The following is a 14,788-nucleotide window of genomic DNA, read 5'->3' as shown; positions in this document are numbered from 1 at the left end:
GGCCAACCCGGAGCCGTTCCAGTTCATCAAGGACGTGCCGGTCGACTGGGAGGAAACCCGCGTCCTCGCCGCCGAACTGGGCGACCATGTCGTCATCGCCCGCAAGGAACGCGGCGGCGACGTCTGGGCCCTGGGCGCCATCACCGACGAGAACCCGCGCGTGCTGACCGCGCCGCTCGACTTCCTCGACGCGGGCCGCACCTATCGCGCCGAGATCTATCGCGACGGCCCCGACGCCGACTATCGCGGCAAGCGCGAGTCGATCGTCATCGAGCAGAAGATCGTCACCTCGGCCGACGTCCTGACCCTGGCCCTGGCCCCCGGCGGCGGACAGGCCATCCGCTTCGTGCCGGTCGGAAGGGCGCGTCGGTGATGACGACTACTCAGGCGTATTCCCTGTCGTCGAATTCATCGCCGAATTCGTCGTCGAATTCTTCCACGCGCATCACCCCCCTTCCGTCATCCTCGGGCTTGACCCGAGGATCGGGTGATCCGCCGCTCGTGCGAACGGGCGAGGCACGAACCGCTCGACGTCCGAGCCGGGGTAAACGCCGTTGTATGACGGCGACTGAGGGAGGCAAGGCATGACCCTCCTCTCCCACCGGCCGCGACTGTCGCCGCTGGCGATCTGGAACATGTGCGTCGGCTTCTTCGGCATCCAGATCGGCTTCGGCCTGCAGAACGCCAATACCAGCCGCATCTTCCAGACCCTCGGCGCCGAGGTCGACAGCCTGGCCATCCTGTGGATCGCCGCGCCCCTGACCGGCCTGCTGGTCCAGCCGATCATCGGCCATTTCAGCGACCGGACCTGGACGCCCCTGGGCCGCCGCCGGCCCTATTTCCTGGTCGGGGCGATCCTGACCACCCTGGCCCTGATCGCCATGCCGAACAGCCCGTCGCTGTGGTTCGCCGCGGCCATGCTGTGGATCATGGACGCCTCGATCAACATCACCATGGAGCCCTTCCGCGCCTTCGTCGGCGACAACCTGCCCGAGGAACAGCGCACCACCGGCTATGCGATGCAGAGCTTCTTCATCGGCGCCGGGGCGGTGTTCGCCTCCTGCCTGCCCTGGGTTCTGTCGAACGTCTTCAACGTGGCCTCGACGGCGGCGGACGGCGTCGTGCCCCTGTCGGTCAAGATCGCCTTCTACGTCGGCGCCTTCGGCCTGTTCACGGCGGTGCTCTGGACCGTGCTGACGACGAGGGAATACAGCCCCGAACAGATCGCCGCCTTCGAGCGAGCGCGCGCCGTGGCGCGAGTGGACGATGCGCCCGAACCGCCCGCCCGGTCGGTGCGCGGCTGGATGGGGTCCGGTCTGGTCTGCGCGGCGCTCGGCGTGCTGGGCCTCATCCTGATCGGCCTCTTCGATCTGGAGAAGGAGTTGCTGGTGCTGGCCGGCTTCTTCGTCGGCTTCGGCCTGCTGATGATCGCCGTCGGCATGATGCAGGGCCGGGGCGTCAGCAACGCCGCGACCGAGATCTTGAACGACATTTTCCGCATGCCGGAGACCATGCGCGGCCTGGCCGTGGTCCAGTTTTTCAGCTGGTTCGCCCTGTTCGCCATGTGGATCTACACCACCGCCGCCGTGACCAGCGTCCACTATGGCGCGACGGACACCACCTCGGCGGCCTATGCGGCCGGCGCCGACTGGGTGGGCGTCCTGTTCGGCGTCTACAACGGCGTCGCGGCCCTGGCGGCCTTCGCCCTGCCGCCGCTGGCGAAGCGTATCGGCAAGCGCGCGACCCACGCCCTGATGCTGGTGCTGGGGGCGCTGGGCCTGTTCGGGGTCTTCATGATCCGCGAGCCGGGCCTGTTGTGGCTGCCCATGATCGGGGTCGGCTTCGCCTGGGCCTCGATCGTCTCCATGCCCTACGCCATCCTGGCGGGGGCCGTGCCGGACCGGAAGATGGGCGTCTATATGGGCGTCTTCAACATTTTCATCGTGGTGCCCCAACTGCTGGCCGCGACCGTTCTGGGCCTCATCCTGAAGTCGCTCTTCGACGGCCAAGCCATCTGGGCCCTGGTGCTCGGCGCGGTCTCGTTCGTGCTGGCCGCCCTGGCGGCGCTCCGGGTGAAGGAGGCGGCATGAACCGGCGCGCTCTCCTCGCCCTCGCGACGGCGGGGCTGGCCCTGCCCGTCTTCGTCCGCGCCGCCGAACCCGCGAAAGGACGGCTGATCCGCCTGTCCGCCGTGCCTTCGGCCCATGTGAAGCCGCGCGACGTCACGGTCTGGCTGCCGCCCGGCTATGACGCCACCGACGACCGCTATCCGGTCCTCTACATGCATGACGGCCAGAACCTGTTCGACCCCGCCACCGCCAACTTCGGCGAATGGGGCGTGGACGAGCATCTGGAGCGGCTGATCTCGGGCGGTCAGGTCCGGGCGCCCATCGTCGTCGGGGTCTGGAACACCGACCTGCGGCTGCGCGAATACATCCCCGCCGACCTGCTGGCCGCCCTGCCTGACGACATGCGCGGCGAGGTGCAGGCCATCTACGGCGGCCCGGCCCTGTCGGACGGCTATGTCCGCTTCCTGACGGAGGAGCTGAAGCCTCTGATCGACGGCCGCTTCCGCACCCTGACCGGCCCGGCCGATACGACCATGTCCGGCTCCAGCATGGGCGGGCTGATCTCGATGTATGCGGTGATGAAGCGGCCCGACGTCTTCTCGGCCGCCGCCTGCCTGTCCACCCACTGGCCGCTGAAGGTCCAGGGGCTGGAGGCCGGGCCCCAACTCGACGCCTGGCGCGAGCGGCTGGTCGCCGCCTGGACCGGGGTGATCGAGCGCGGTCTGCCGGCGCCGAGCGCCCACCGCTTCTATTTCGACCGCGGCGACGAGACCCTCGACAGCTTCTACGCCGAGTTCCAGACCGAGGTGGACGCCGCCTTCCGCCGCAAGGGCTATGGGCCGGACCGGTTCACCAGCCTCGTCTTCCCCGGCGCCCAGCATAACGAGGCGTCCTGGAACAGCCGCCTCGATGTGCCCCTGATTTTCCTTCTGAACCCGACCCGCAGTCCCGCGTAGAGAGGCCGACAATGACCCTCAAGATCCGCCCGAGCCTGAAGCTCGCCGCCTCCGCCGCCGTCTCGGCCCTCGCCCTTTCCGCCTGCGCCACGACCGAGGCCGCGCCGCCCGTCGTCGCCGCGCCGACCGTCCAGACCTCCGCCGTCGCCCCCGGCGCGCCGGGGGCGGCCACCTTCTGGGCCAGCGCGGCCAAGACCGGGGCCGGGTCGTCGTATGAAGCCTATGTCGATGGCCGCTACGCCGACGGCGGGCCGACGGGCGCGGTGTCGAGGGTCTGGTTCTCCCTCGCCGACGGCGTCCTGACCGAGACCATGTACGGCCTGATCCATGAGGCCCAGATCAAGGATCTGCGGTTCGTCATGGCGTCCGAAGGCGGGCTGTCGATCGAGGGCGAGAACACCTCGGCCCGGACGGAATACCTGCATGTGGACGCGCAGGGTCGGCCCCTGTCGCCCGCCTACCGGGTGACCACCACCGACGACGCCGGCGGGTATGAGATGGTCAAACAGGTCTTCACCGACCCGGACCGCAACGCCCTGGTCGTGCGGGTAACCATCAAGGCCCTGAACGGCGACGTGACACCCTATCTGGTCCTCGAGCCGCACATGGCCAACACCGGCGGCGGCGACCGGGCCCAGGCCTCGGCGCACGCCCTGACCGCCTCGGAGGGGAACACCCATCTGGCCCTGCGGCCCAGCGCGCCGTTCGAGACCGCCAGCGCGGGCTTCCTCGGCGCCTCCGACGGCCTGGCCGACCTGAAGGCCAACGGCCGCCTGACGAAGGCCTACGCCTCGACCGGCGAGACGCCCGGCGCCGTGGTCCTGACCGGCGCCCTGCCGACCGTGGCGGCGGGCCAGACCCTGACCCGCGACTTCGTCATCGGCTTCGGCCATAGCGCCGCCGAGGCCGAGGCCGCCGCCGACGCCGGCTTCTCGACCGGCCTCGACGAGGTTCTGGCCCGCTTCAACGGCGAGGGCGAACGGGTCGGCTGGGAAGACTATGTCGCCAGCCTCGACCAGCTTCCGCGCATGGCGGATCAGGCGATGGACGGTGGCAAGCTGGCCTATGCCTCGGCCCTGATGCTGAAGGTGCAGGAGGACCGCACCCACGCCGGCGCCCTGATCGCCAGCCTGTCCAACCCGTGGGGCGAGACGGTCGACGCCTCCAAACCCTCGACCGGCTACAAGGCCGTCTGGCCGCGAGACTTCTATCAAGTGGCCATGGCCCTGCTGGCCCTGGGCGATGAACAGACGCCCGCCGCCGCCTTCCGCTACCTGCCCCAGGTCCAGGTCCGCGCCGACACCCCCGGCAATACAGGCGCGACCGGCTGGTTCCTGCAGAAGACCCATGTGGACGGCGAGATCGAATGGGTCGGGGTCCAACTGGACCAGACCGCCATGCCCATCATGCTGGGCTGGAAGCTGTGGAAGGCGGGCGTCGTGTCTGACGCCGAGATGGCCGCCGCCTACGCCCGCATGATCAAGCCCGCCGCCGACTTCCTCGTGGACGGCGGCAAGGTCGGCCTTCTGTGGAACGACGCCACGATCAAGCCGCCCTACAGCCAGCAGGAGCGGTGGGAGGAACAGGACGGCCATTCGCCCTCGACCACCGCCGCCGTGATCTCGGGTCTGGTGACCGCCGCCGACATCGCCCGGGCTTCCGGCGACGCGGCCTCGGCCGATCGCTATCTGGCGGCCGCCGACGACTATGCGGGCAGGATCGAGCAGCGGATGTTCACCACCGAGGGCGCGCTGGGCGACGGCCGCTACTTCATGCGCCTGTCCAAGACCGAGAACCCCAACAGCCAAGCCCTGATGGGCGACAACAACGGCCAGCCCGGCCAGCCGCAGGACAAGGTCGTGGACGGCGGCTTCCTGGAACTGGTCCGCTACGGCGTGCGGGCGGCGGACGCCCCGTCGATTCTGGCGACCCTGCCCGAGTATGACGATCAGTCGTTCCCGGAACTGTTCCGCGTCCGCTACGACTTCGGTCCGGCGGGCGACACCACCCCCGGATGGCGCCGCTACGGCGTGGACGGATATGGCGAGGACCATGTGACGGGCGCGAACTACGGCATCGGCGGCCAGATGGCGCCGAGCCAGCGCGGTCGGGTCTGGCCCTTCTTCACCGGCGAGCGCGGCCACTATGAACTGGCGGCCGGGACCGACGTCCAGACCGTCCGCCGCACCTATGTCCGGGGCATGGAGCGGTTCGCCGCAGACGGTCTGATGCTGCCCGAACAGGCCTGGGACGGCGTCGGCAACCCCACCCCCCGCAACTATCGCCTGGGTCAGCCGACCGACTCGGCCACGCCCCTGGCCTGGACCCATGCGGAGTATCTGAAGCTGCTCCGTTCGGTCGCCGACCGCCGGGTCTGGGATCGCTACGAGAGCGTCGAGGCCCGCTACGCCCGGCCCTGACCGCTGAAGATCGGGCGCCGCTGCCCCCGCTCACGGCCTCCAGCGGAGGGTCAGGCCGACGGTGCGGGGGCGCAGGGGCGTCGTGGCCAGGGCCTCGGGTAGGCGGAAGGGATCGCCGAAAGCGAAGGTGTTGGCCTCGCTGTCGAACGGATTGTCGATGAAGGCCGTCGCGGACCAGTGCTCGGCCTCCAGGGCCGCCGAGATTCGTCCGTCCACGTAGTCGCCCATGCGATAGCGGCGGCGGGCGTCGAAGGTCAGCCGCGAGGAGCCCACATAGGCGACGTTGCTGCTCGCCACGACCTCGATGTCGCGCCACAGCGGCCGCCGCCACTGGATGTTGAGATTGGCCGACGCGGCCGGGACGCCGGGCAGGCCCGCGTCGCCGCGCGAGTTGAAGTTGGGGCTGGGGCGGGTGATTTCCGGATCGGCCAGCAGGGCGTTGGCGCGGATGACCAGATGGTCCGTCGCCTGCCAGTTGGCCTCGATCTCGATCCCCTTGTTGGCGGCGTCGCCGACATTGACCGCATAGGCCAGGCCGCTGGGCAGGAACTGGTCGCTCTGGATGTCCTTCCATCGCGCCATGAAGGTCGCGATCCGCGCCTGCACCCGTCCGTTCCACAGCCGCGCCTTGGCGCCGACCTCATAGTTCCAGAGGGTGTCCGGCGTGTACTCGCGCGCCGGCTGGCCGACCGCGCCGGTGAAAACCTGGTTCACGGGACCGGCCGTGTTGAAGCCCCCGGTGCGGTGCCCCTGGGTGATCTGGGCGTAGAGGTTGAAGCGGTCGTCCGCGCGATAGGCCAGGGCGAGCTTGGGCGACAGGCCGGTGTTGCGGCCCGTTTCGTCGAAGGGTCGAATGATGTCGGACTGCTCGACTTCCGAAACCGTGCGGTAGCGGAAGCCGTAGAGCCGGCCGCCGACGATCGCCGTCAGCCGGGGCGTCAGGTCGTAGGCCGCCTCGCCGAAGACAGCGACCTCGTCCAGATCATCCCTACGCACTTCGCGATAGGCCTGGAGCTGAAAGGGTCGCAGGGTCGCCAGCGTCGTTTCGGCGTCCGTCGTACCCGTCGATACGAAGGCGCCGACCAGCCAGCGCAGCCGCGAGGCGCGGGGCGACAGATAGGTCGCCTCTCCCACCAGAAGACCGATGTCCTTGCCTTCGTCGAGCGCCCCGATCCGCCCGGCGGAGCCGAAGGCCGGAAGAGCCGAGGAGGCGTCATAGCGGCTGTCGAACCGATGCTTCACATAGGAGATCGAGGCGTCCAGACGCCCCCAGCCGCCCTGCCCCGCCAGATTGACATAGCCGTGGTCGAAGGCGTTGGCATGCGGCTCGCGCACCAGGTTGGCGCGGCGCAGACCGCCCAGAACGCGATAGACGTAGTGAGTGTCCTCGGTGTCGATCTTCTGGTGGACATAGCCGGTCGTGACCGCCCAACCGGGCGCGAGCGAGACCAGCGCGGCCACCCGCCCGCCGCGCCGCGACCCGTCGTTGACCCGGCGCAGGTTCATGCTGACATCGTCGATATAGCCGCCGAACGCCTCCTCGTAGATCACGCCCCGAACGGCGGCGCGGCCGTTCAGCAGGGGCAGGTTGGCGGCCAGGGAATAGTCGCTGTTCTCGGCCCCGCCCCGGGTCAGCGAACGGGTCAGCGACAGATCGAAATCCTTCGCCGTCCGGTCCGGCCTGCGCGTCACCAGCCGCACCACCCCGCCGATGGGCCCGGTGCCGTAAAGGGTGCCCTGGGGCCCCCTCAGCACCTCGATACGGTCCAGATCGACCAGCTTCAGGTCGGGGTCCGGCGCGCTGTAGGTCAGGGGCGCCTGGTTCAGATAGAGGGCGACCGTCGACTGGGTCAGGCCGGTGAAGGCGCCGTCAGACATGCCGCGCAGTAGGATCTTGTTCCGTCCCGACCCCAGGTTGGTGACGGTCATCCCCGCCACCATGGAACTGAGATCGTTGGCGTCGGCCAGGCCGTTCTCGATGATCTGTTCGCCCGACAGGGAGGTCACGGCGGCGGGCGCCACCTGTGGCGATTCAAGCCGTCTTTCGGCGCGAACAATGACGTCGCTGAGCTCGGCGACATCTGCGTCGGGCGCCTCCACGTTGGGGGCGGTTCGCGGGGTGGCCGGGGGCCTGGGAGGCCGTGCGGGAGCCGTCCAGAAAGGTCGGGCCCGCCGGATGATGATCGAGCCGCTGGGCCGGACGACATAGGTGCAGCCGGATCCCGCCAGGATCCGGTTCAGCGCCGTCTCGAGCGACATGACGCCGTGCAGGCCGGCTGTCGTTCCTCGACAGGCGCCGATCTCGCCGCCCAGCGACACCCGCGCCTGGAACGCCAGGGTCAGCAGGGCTTCGTCGATGGGTTGGGACGGGATATGCAGGGCCTGGACGCGCTCCGTCGTCGCCCGCGCCGGAGCGGCGAAGGCCAGACAGCACAAGACGGCGAGGGACGAAGAGGCGAAGCGCCCGGCAACCGCCGCCTTGCGGCGAGATGATCCCCTAGCGGGCCTCACGCGCGGTCAGGCGCACATCGGCGTCGGATCGGGCGGCGTGTATGGGGACGAAGTCCTGAAGTTGGTCGAGCATGGTGGCCTCATCGCCCACTCGCAAGGCGCCGGTAAAGCGCAGTTTCTGGGCGGATACGGACACAATAACCGGCTTGTCGAAATAACGCGACAGATCGTCCCCGACCTCGGCCAGATCGGCGTCATGATAGATGAGAACGCCGCGCCGCCAGGCGGAAGCCTCATCCGCCGCGACCTTCGACAGCACCGCAGGGCCGGACCCGGCCTGTTCGACGCGCTGGCCGGCGATCAGGCGCAGATCGCTCGTCGCCCGCGCAGGACGCACAGCCACCACGCCCCGCTCGACGCTGACGGCGAACTGGCCGTCGTGATGAACCAGGTTGAAGGCCGTGCCCAGCACCCTGACGTCGTGATCTCCGGCCGCGATCTCAAAGGGTCGGGCCGCATTGTGCGCCACGTCGAACGCCGCCTCCCCGTCTCTGAGAGTCACCAGGCGGCGGTCGCGCTCCATACGGACGCTCAGGTCCGTGTGGCGGTTGAGATAGAGGATGGAGCCGTCGGAGAGGGTCACCGTCTGCGGCGTGTCGCCGGTGCTGTAGGTCTGCCCGGCGCCGACGCTGAACTGGCTCCAGACGCCGAGGGCCACCACCGCAGCAGCCGCCGCGGCGAAAGAGGGATAGAGCCAGGCCGGGCGAGAGCGACGCCGACCGCCGACCGTGGGCGCGTCGTCGTTGGCGGCCGGCAGGGTCGGGGCCGATTGTTCAATCTCGACCCAGGCCTGTTCGACCCGATCATAGGCGCGCGGATGGGCCGGATCGGCTTCCAGCCAGGTCTGAAACTCCAGCCAGGCGGATTCAGGCGCGTCGGCGTCCTGGAGGCGGACGAACCACCCCAGGGCCTGCGCCTCGATCGGTTCCGCCGTCGTCATGGGAATGAACACCGATTTCCGGGCCCGCGACTGGGCGTCCGCTCCTTAGACGCCGCCGACAAGACGCCACCTTCCGAAAAAATCGCCCGAGCGGTGAAAAACTCTGCGGTCATGGTCGCACCTTCGTCGAGAGAAACCGGAGCGCATCCATCATGTGCTTCTCGACGGAGCTGCGCGAGATTCCCAGTCGCACCGCCACCTCGGCGTAGCTGAGCCCGTCCAACTTGTGCAGGCGGAACACGGTCTGGGTTCTGTCCGGCAGACGCATGAGGGCGGCGTGCAGGGCCGCCAGTCTCTGGCGCCCCGCCACGACTGTCTCTGCCGAGGGGGCATCGACGCGGTCCTCGGCCCCGTCGGTGTCATGGGCGACCATGCGCCAGGCGCCGTCGCGCGCGGCCGCTCGGCGCTCCGATCGCCATCGATCCATCATCAGATTGGACGCCAGCCGATAGAGGTAGGCGCGCGGATCACGGACCTCGGTCCGGGCGTCCAGGGCCACCACCTTGAGATAGAGATCCTGAAGCAGGTCCTCGACATCCCCGTCGGCGCCCAGCCGCGCCCGGAAGAAGCGCGCCATCGCCTCGCGCTGGGCGAGGTAGGTCGGGATCAGAGGATGCGCGTCCGGCGCGGTCAATGAAGGGCGATCTCCCACATCTGCGATCGCGGCGACGCAGCGCCATCGTTCATGCCGCGCGAATTTTTTTGAGGCAAGCATCAGACGGCGCCGTCTTAACCACGAACGACCGTGCGCGCCCACGGGCGCGCAGGCGAAACCCTATCCGGTCCGAGCGATCTGACCGTTGGACACGACGTGATGAAGACCTCGACGCCCAAGTCCGCCTATCTGGGCTGGCTCTCGACCGCTCTGACGCCCGATGGACGCGCGCCGCGCGTCATGGCCGCCCCGGACGATCTGGTTCTGGGTTACGCCACCGGCTACGATGCGGCGATGATCGCCCCCTTCGTGCGGTCTCTGCGCGCGGTATTCGACGGCCCCGTCGCCCTTGTTGTGGACGACCGTGCGGACGTGCTGGAGCTTCTCGCCGACAACGGGGTCGAGGCCATCCATCCCGAGGTCGCTTCCGGCTGGGAGCCACATCCGGTCATGGCCCGGTTCGCGGCCTATGTTCGACTGATCGAACGCTTTCCGAACGCCGTTGACGTTCTGCTGACCGATGTGCGCGACGTGGTCTTCCAGGCCGAGCCGTTCGGACCGCCGCCGCGTCGCCTGGAGGTCTTCGTCGAGAACGAGGACGGCGTCCTGGGCGACCACGCCTTCAACATGAAGCACCTCACGGCCCTGGTGGGCGAGGAGATGGCCGCCTCGGTCGCCGAAAAGCCCTGCATCTGCGTCGGCACGATCATGGGGCCGCGCGAGGACGTGCTGCGCTTCTGCCGGACCCTTCTGATGCTGGCCGCCATTCCGCGCTCGGAGATCGGCGGAGCCTTCGGCGCCGACCAGGCCGCCTGCAACCTGGCGGTCCACCTCGGTCTGGTGAAGGCGGAGATCAAGGACAATTTCGGCCGTGTCGCCACCCTCGGCATGACGCCGGGCGACCGACTGAGCTTCCGGGACGGCAAGGTCATCAACCCCGACGGCGGCGTCAGCCCCATCGTCCACCAGCACGACCGCCATCCGCATCTGGCCCGGGCCCTGCATGAACACTGGGGCCAGGGCCTGCGCCTGTGCGAGCGCGTCCAGCCCAGGACCGCCGCGGATCGGGGCCGGAAGCTGCGCCAGTCCCTGATGCGGCGTCTGCCGGAACTGCGCTGAACCGGCCAGGGTCTCCAAATGTATGATCTCTGGCGCGTCGGCTTCATCCGACGCCCTTTGGCCCAGGTCGCGGCTGCTCCGCTGAACCGGGCGGAGATCACCTGGATCGCCCCGCCGGCGAAGACCTTTCAATTCATCGCCGACCCCTTCGGCATCGAGCGCGACGGGGTGCTGACCGTCTTCGTCGAGGCCTTCGACTATCGGGTGCGACGGGGCGAAATCCACTTCTACCAGTATGATCGGGAGGATCGCCTGGTCGGTCAGGGCATCGCCCTGGCCGAGCCGTTTCACCTGTCCTACCCATGCCTCATCGAGGACGGCGGCGACCTCTACATGCTGCCCGAAGGCTACAAGAGCGGCGGCCTGACCCTCTATCGCTGCGCCCGCTTCCCCGACCGGTGGGAGCCGGTACGACGGATCCTGGACGTCCCCGCGATCGACGCCACCGTGATCCGGCACGACGGGCGCTGGTGGATGTTCCACGCCCTGCCCGGCGCGGCGGATCGGGCGATGCGGGAGATGCACGTCCAGTACGCCGACGCCCTGCTCGGACCCTGGACGCCGCATGCCGCCAATCCGGTGAGAACCGGCTTCCACACGTCGCGCCCGGGCGGGTCGGCCTTCGTGCAGGACGGGGCCCTGTATCTGCCGGTCCAGGACTGTCTGGACACCTATGGCGCGGCCATCGACCTGTTGCGCATCGACGGACTGACGCCGACCGATTTCCGCGCCACGCGGGTGCGCCGGTTCGAGCCGAACGGCTTGCTGGAGGGGTTCGGGGACGGCCTGCACACCCTGTCCGGTCTGGGGGACGTCACCTTCATCGACGTCAAGGGCCTCCGCCGTTCGCCCGCCGAAGGCTGGATGCGGACCGTCTACAAGCTCAGGCGGCTGCTGAAGCTGAACGGCCCCCGGCCCGGCGCCGGGAGCCAGATCCTGGCGGAAACGGCCTGACCATGCGGATCGCCGTCGTCATGCCTCGCGGCTGCCTGATGTCCCGCGCCACGGCCAACTCCATGGAGACGGTGGCGGCCGTCATGCACGCCAACAGCGGCCTGCGGTCGGCGACGCGGGTGTTCTGCGACGGCGGGGCCCTCGACCCGCTGACGGCGGACCTGACCATCGTGCCCCGGGGTGGCAAGAGCGACTGGATACGGTCCATGTCAAAGGCGCTCGACGACTATGCGCCCGACATCGTCGAATACCACCAGCACCTCGGCAATGCGGCGGTGCTGGCGCGACGGCGTCCCGGTCGGATCAATGTCCTCTATCGCCACACGCGCATCAAACGCCCGCGCAATCCCTTCGAGCGATGGCGCTACGGTCGTCGGCTGAAGGCCTTCGACCGGCTGATCTTCGTCAGCCGGGCCGCCTGCGACGAGTTCATCGCGGACTATCCGGCGCTGGCCGACCGGGTGTCCTCGGTTCCCAACCCCATCGACATCGACGCCTGGCGCGGCGAACCGGAACGGAAGGAAAGGTTGGTCCTCTTCTCCGGCCGGGCGATGCATGAAAAGGGGCTGGACGCCTTCTGTCAGGCGCTGGCGGCGGCCCTGGATCAGGCGCCGGACTGGCGCGGCGCCCTGATGCTCGGCGACTGGGACAAACACCGCCTCTGGGCCGAGCCGCATCTTGAGCGACTGAAACGGTTCGGCGACCGTGTCGAAATCCGCAAGTCCGCCCCTCTGTCCGAGGTCCAGGCCGTGACCCGCCGGGCGGCCATCGCCGTGACGCCCTCGCGGGTGGCCGAGGCCCTCGGCCTGACGGCCCTGGAGGCGCACGCGGCGGGCGCGGCCCTGATTTCCTCCGGCCGGGGCGGTTTGAGGGAAGCCAGCGGCGACCACGCCGTCTATGTCGATCCGCCCGAAGCACCTGAACTGACCGCCGCCCTGATCGGCCTGATCGACACGCCCGTGCGCCGCCTCGACCTGGCGCGCGCCGGCCAGTCGCGCGTGACCCAGCTCTATTCCCCGGCCATAAGGGCGGCGGAACTCGACGATCTGCGGCGTCAACTGATCGCGACGCGGACCTGATCCCGACGGGAGGCCCCATGGGCGGACGCAGCTTTCTGACCCGACTATTCCTCGGCGAGGCCGCCGCCCGGCGACGGCTGGAGCGTCGCACGCGCGGCATCCGCGACCTGCCTGATCGTCGCCTGCTGGCCGAGGCCTATCTGCCTGCCCTGGCGGCCGAGGGCGGACGCATCCTCTGGGTCGGTTGCCGCGCCTATACGGCGACCGACTACGAAGTGCTGGAGCGCCAGGGCGGCGAGGTCTGGACCACCGACATCGACCCGGACGCGGCGCGCTGGGGCGTGGCGGGCAGGCACCGCACCGGCGACGTGTGCGAGATCGACGCGGTGTTCGGCGACATGATCTTCGACGCCGTCGTCTGCAACGGCGTGCTGGGCTACGGCGCGGATTCCCTGGACCAGCAGACGCGCGCGCTGAAGGCCCAGGCGCAGATCCTCAGGCCCGGTGGTCGCCTGCTACTGGGCTGGAACACCGACAAGATCGACGATCCCCTGGCGGCGGGTCTGGCCGCACCCTGGTTCGAGCCGGTCGCCTTCGCCGGCCAGCCCGCCCGCGTGCGCTTCGACACCGTGACCCACGTCTACGACAGTCTGGTCCGGCGCTGATCAGGGCCGGACGTCGATGACGACCCGGCGGTAGCGGGTGATCGGCGGCTCGCCCCGGTCGGTGACGGCCAGGATCACCTGCATCTCCCCCAACCGGAACAGGCGGCTTTCCGGCACGGTCAGACGAGCGAGCGCCTTGTCGGCGTCGTCGATGCGGACCGGCGCGCCGGTCCGGCCTTGAGAGGTCACGAAGGTTCCGGCTTCGTTGTAAACGAACCAGTTGTAGGTCAGGTCGTCGCCGTCGGGATCAGTAGAGCCCGTCGCACTCAGTTCCACCACCTGACCCGGCTTGGCGGACAGGCTATCTGGATGGCCTAGCCGCGCGACTGGCGGGTGGTTGGCCTCTGCATAGGGTTTCACCGTCCACTGCATCCGGGCCGCGAAGTCGTTCTGATAGGCCTCGCGCCAGCGCCAGATCGTCTCCTGATTGCCGGTGTGCCAGGCGCCGTCGACGCCTATCACCTCGTCTTCGGCATTGGTCCAGAAGGGGCGGGTCTCGGGCGACAGGAACCAGGCCCGGGTGCGCGGCGTGTAGAGCTCGTAGCGACCGCCCCAGCCCCCGAGGTCCGGCCGCTCCGGGTCGCTGAGGCCATTGTCGATCAGGTTCAGGAAGGACGGAGTGTCCCCCTCCATGATGAACTCGGTGTGGGGATACTGGGCGCCGAGTGGCCCGAACGCGCGGACATGCGTATCCAGCCAGGGGTTGTCGACGATGGCGTGGTCGGCGCCGGCGAACCGGCCGTGGAACCGGTCCCCGCTGATCCCGGACCAGGTCGAGGCGTGATAGCCGCCGCCTGCATGCACGCCCGGGCTGGCGATGTAGAAGAGGTCGGGAAACGCGCTGCGGATCCACGGACCGGAATCGTCCTGGTCGGAGATGGTGTAGACTCGCAGGCGGGAGACGAAGCGTTGCAAGGCCTCGGGCGACCGGTTTTCGCGCACGGTCCACAGCGCCTGAGCCAGGGTGTTTGGACCGCCCCAGCCCAGCACCCAGACCGGACGCGGATCATCGCGATCCACGGCGTCGATGATCAACTGGGCGCCGGGCGAGATCTTGCCCTCCCCGATCGCAGCCAGGCCATAGGCCGGCTGCCCGTCCCGCACGACCGACCGCAGATGCTCGGCCGTGGGGAAGCCGGGCTCATGGAGCGTAAGGTTGTCGCGAACCTTGGCGTAGGCTTCGACGATCTCGCGGATGCGCCACGAGGCGGTGTGGTCGCGCAGATGGATCGAGGTCGTGGCGACCAGCCCCTCCACGTCCCACTGGTTCGAATAGACCAGAAACCGGACCAGCGACTGGGCGTCGTCGGGCTCGTTCTCGATATCCGTCAGGACGATGACGCGTGGCCGATCCCTCGGCTCGTTCTGGGCCAGAGCGGCCGTCCCGGACAGGAGGCCGAACAGCAGCATGACGCAGAGAGCCGACGCCCGGGCGACCCATGTGCGAAGGCGGGACGTCATGGCCATGCTCTGGGTCCGA

Annotated in this window: 12 protein-coding genes; 8 read left to right on the top strand and 4 right to left on the bottom strand. The window is 69.1% G+C overall.

The genetic code is table 11. The features are described from left to right. The 4 genes from ACT6QK_RS07500 to ACT6QK_RS07485 form a co-directional block, all read left to right on the top strand. The coding region (locus ACT6QK_RS07500; RefSeq protein WP_444597199.1) for a glycoside hydrolase family 97 C-terminal domain-containing protein at positions 1-373 on the top strand (373 nt) is incomplete at its 5' end. A gap of 211 nt (positions 374-584) precedes the next feature. Next, positions 585-2,090 (top strand): MFS transporter, encoded by a 1,506-nt coding sequence (locus tag ACT6QK_RS07495; protein WP_444597198.1) that lies wholly within the window; start codon positions 585-587, stop codon positions 2,088-2,090. Next, positions 2,087-3,025, top strand: coding sequence for an alpha/beta hydrolase (locus tag ACT6QK_RS07490; RefSeq protein WP_444597197.1), 939 nt, complete (start codon positions 2,087-2,089; stop codon positions 3,023-3,025). The genes ACT6QK_RS07495 and ACT6QK_RS07490 overlap by 4 nt, the downstream gene beginning before the upstream one ends. A gap of 11 nt (positions 3,026-3,036) precedes the next feature. Then, positions 3,037-5,445 (top strand): glucan 1,4-alpha-glucosidase, encoded by a 2,409-nt coding sequence (locus ACT6QK_RS07485; protein WP_444597196.1) that lies wholly within the window; start codon positions 3,037-3,039, stop codon positions 5,443-5,445. 30 nt (positions 5,446-5,475) lie between these two features. Here ACT6QK_RS07485 and ACT6QK_RS07480 read toward each other — a convergent pair whose 3' ends face one another. The 3 genes from ACT6QK_RS07480 to ACT6QK_RS07470 form a co-directional block, all read right to left on the bottom strand. Continuing rightward, positions 5,476-7,881 carry a TonB-dependent receptor domain-containing protein gene (locus ACT6QK_RS07480; protein ID WP_444597195.1) on the bottom strand — a complete coding sequence of 802 codons (2,406 nt, stop codon included), beginning with the start codon at positions 7,879-7,881 and terminating at the stop codon, positions 5,476-5,478. Between the two features lie 61 nt (positions 7,882-7,942). Beyond that, positions 7,943-8,896, bottom strand: coding sequence for a FecR family protein (locus ACT6QK_RS07475; protein WP_444597194.1), 954 nt, complete (start codon positions 8,894-8,896; stop codon positions 7,943-7,945). A 109-nt stretch (positions 8,897-9,005) separates the two neighbouring features. Continuing rightward, complete coding sequence (locus ACT6QK_RS07470) at positions 9,006-9,530, bottom strand: RNA polymerase sigma factor (protein WP_444597193.1); 525 nt, start codon at positions 9,528-9,530, stop codon at positions 9,006-9,008. A 180-nt stretch (positions 9,531-9,710) separates the two neighbouring features. On the opposite strand from ACT6QK_RS07470, the gene ACT6QK_RS07465 reads away from it, so the two are divergent. From ACT6QK_RS07465 to ACT6QK_RS07450, 4 genes are read left to right on the top strand one after another with little or no spacing between them, the layout of a single operon-like run. Next, positions 9,711-10,670 (top strand): hypothetical protein, encoded by a 960-nt coding sequence (locus tag ACT6QK_RS07465; RefSeq protein WP_444597192.1) that lies wholly within the window; start codon positions 9,711-9,713, stop codon positions 10,668-10,670. Between the two features lie 18 nt (positions 10,671-10,688). Next, positions 10,689-11,624 carry a glucosamine inositolphosphorylceramide transferase family protein gene (locus ACT6QK_RS07460; RefSeq protein WP_444597191.1) on the top strand — a complete coding sequence of 312 codons (936 nt, stop codon included), beginning with the start codon at positions 10,689-10,691 and terminating at the stop codon, positions 11,622-11,624. A gap of 2 nt (positions 11,625-11,626) precedes the next feature. Next, entirely contained in the window at positions 11,627-12,703 is a 1,077-nt protein-coding gene (locus tag ACT6QK_RS07455; RefSeq protein ID WP_444597190.1) for a glycosyltransferase family 4 protein, read from the top strand. Between the two features lie 17 nt (positions 12,704-12,720). After that, positions 12,721-13,308, top strand: a complete 588-nt coding sequence (locus tag ACT6QK_RS07450; protein ID WP_444597189.1) for a class I SAM-dependent methyltransferase — start codon at positions 12,721-12,723, stop codon at positions 13,306-13,308. Here ACT6QK_RS07450 and ACT6QK_RS07445 read toward each other — a convergent pair whose 3' ends face one another. Continuing rightward, the gene (locus ACT6QK_RS07445; RefSeq protein WP_444597188.1) at positions 13,309-14,769 is read right to left on the bottom strand and encodes a nucleoside hydrolase-like domain-containing protein; all 1,461 of its coding nucleotides are present in this window, start codon (positions 14,767-14,769) and stop codon (positions 13,309-13,311) included. Between the last annotated feature and the right edge of the window lie 19 nt (positions 14,770-14,788).

The organism is Brevundimonas sp., assembly GCF_052436175.1.
Lineage (GTDB): Bacteria > Pseudomonadota > Alphaproteobacteria > Caulobacterales > Caulobacteraceae > Brevundimonas.
The sequence above is the reverse complement of the archived record's forward strand: the minus strand, read 5'-3'. Positions and strand labels throughout refer to the sequence as shown.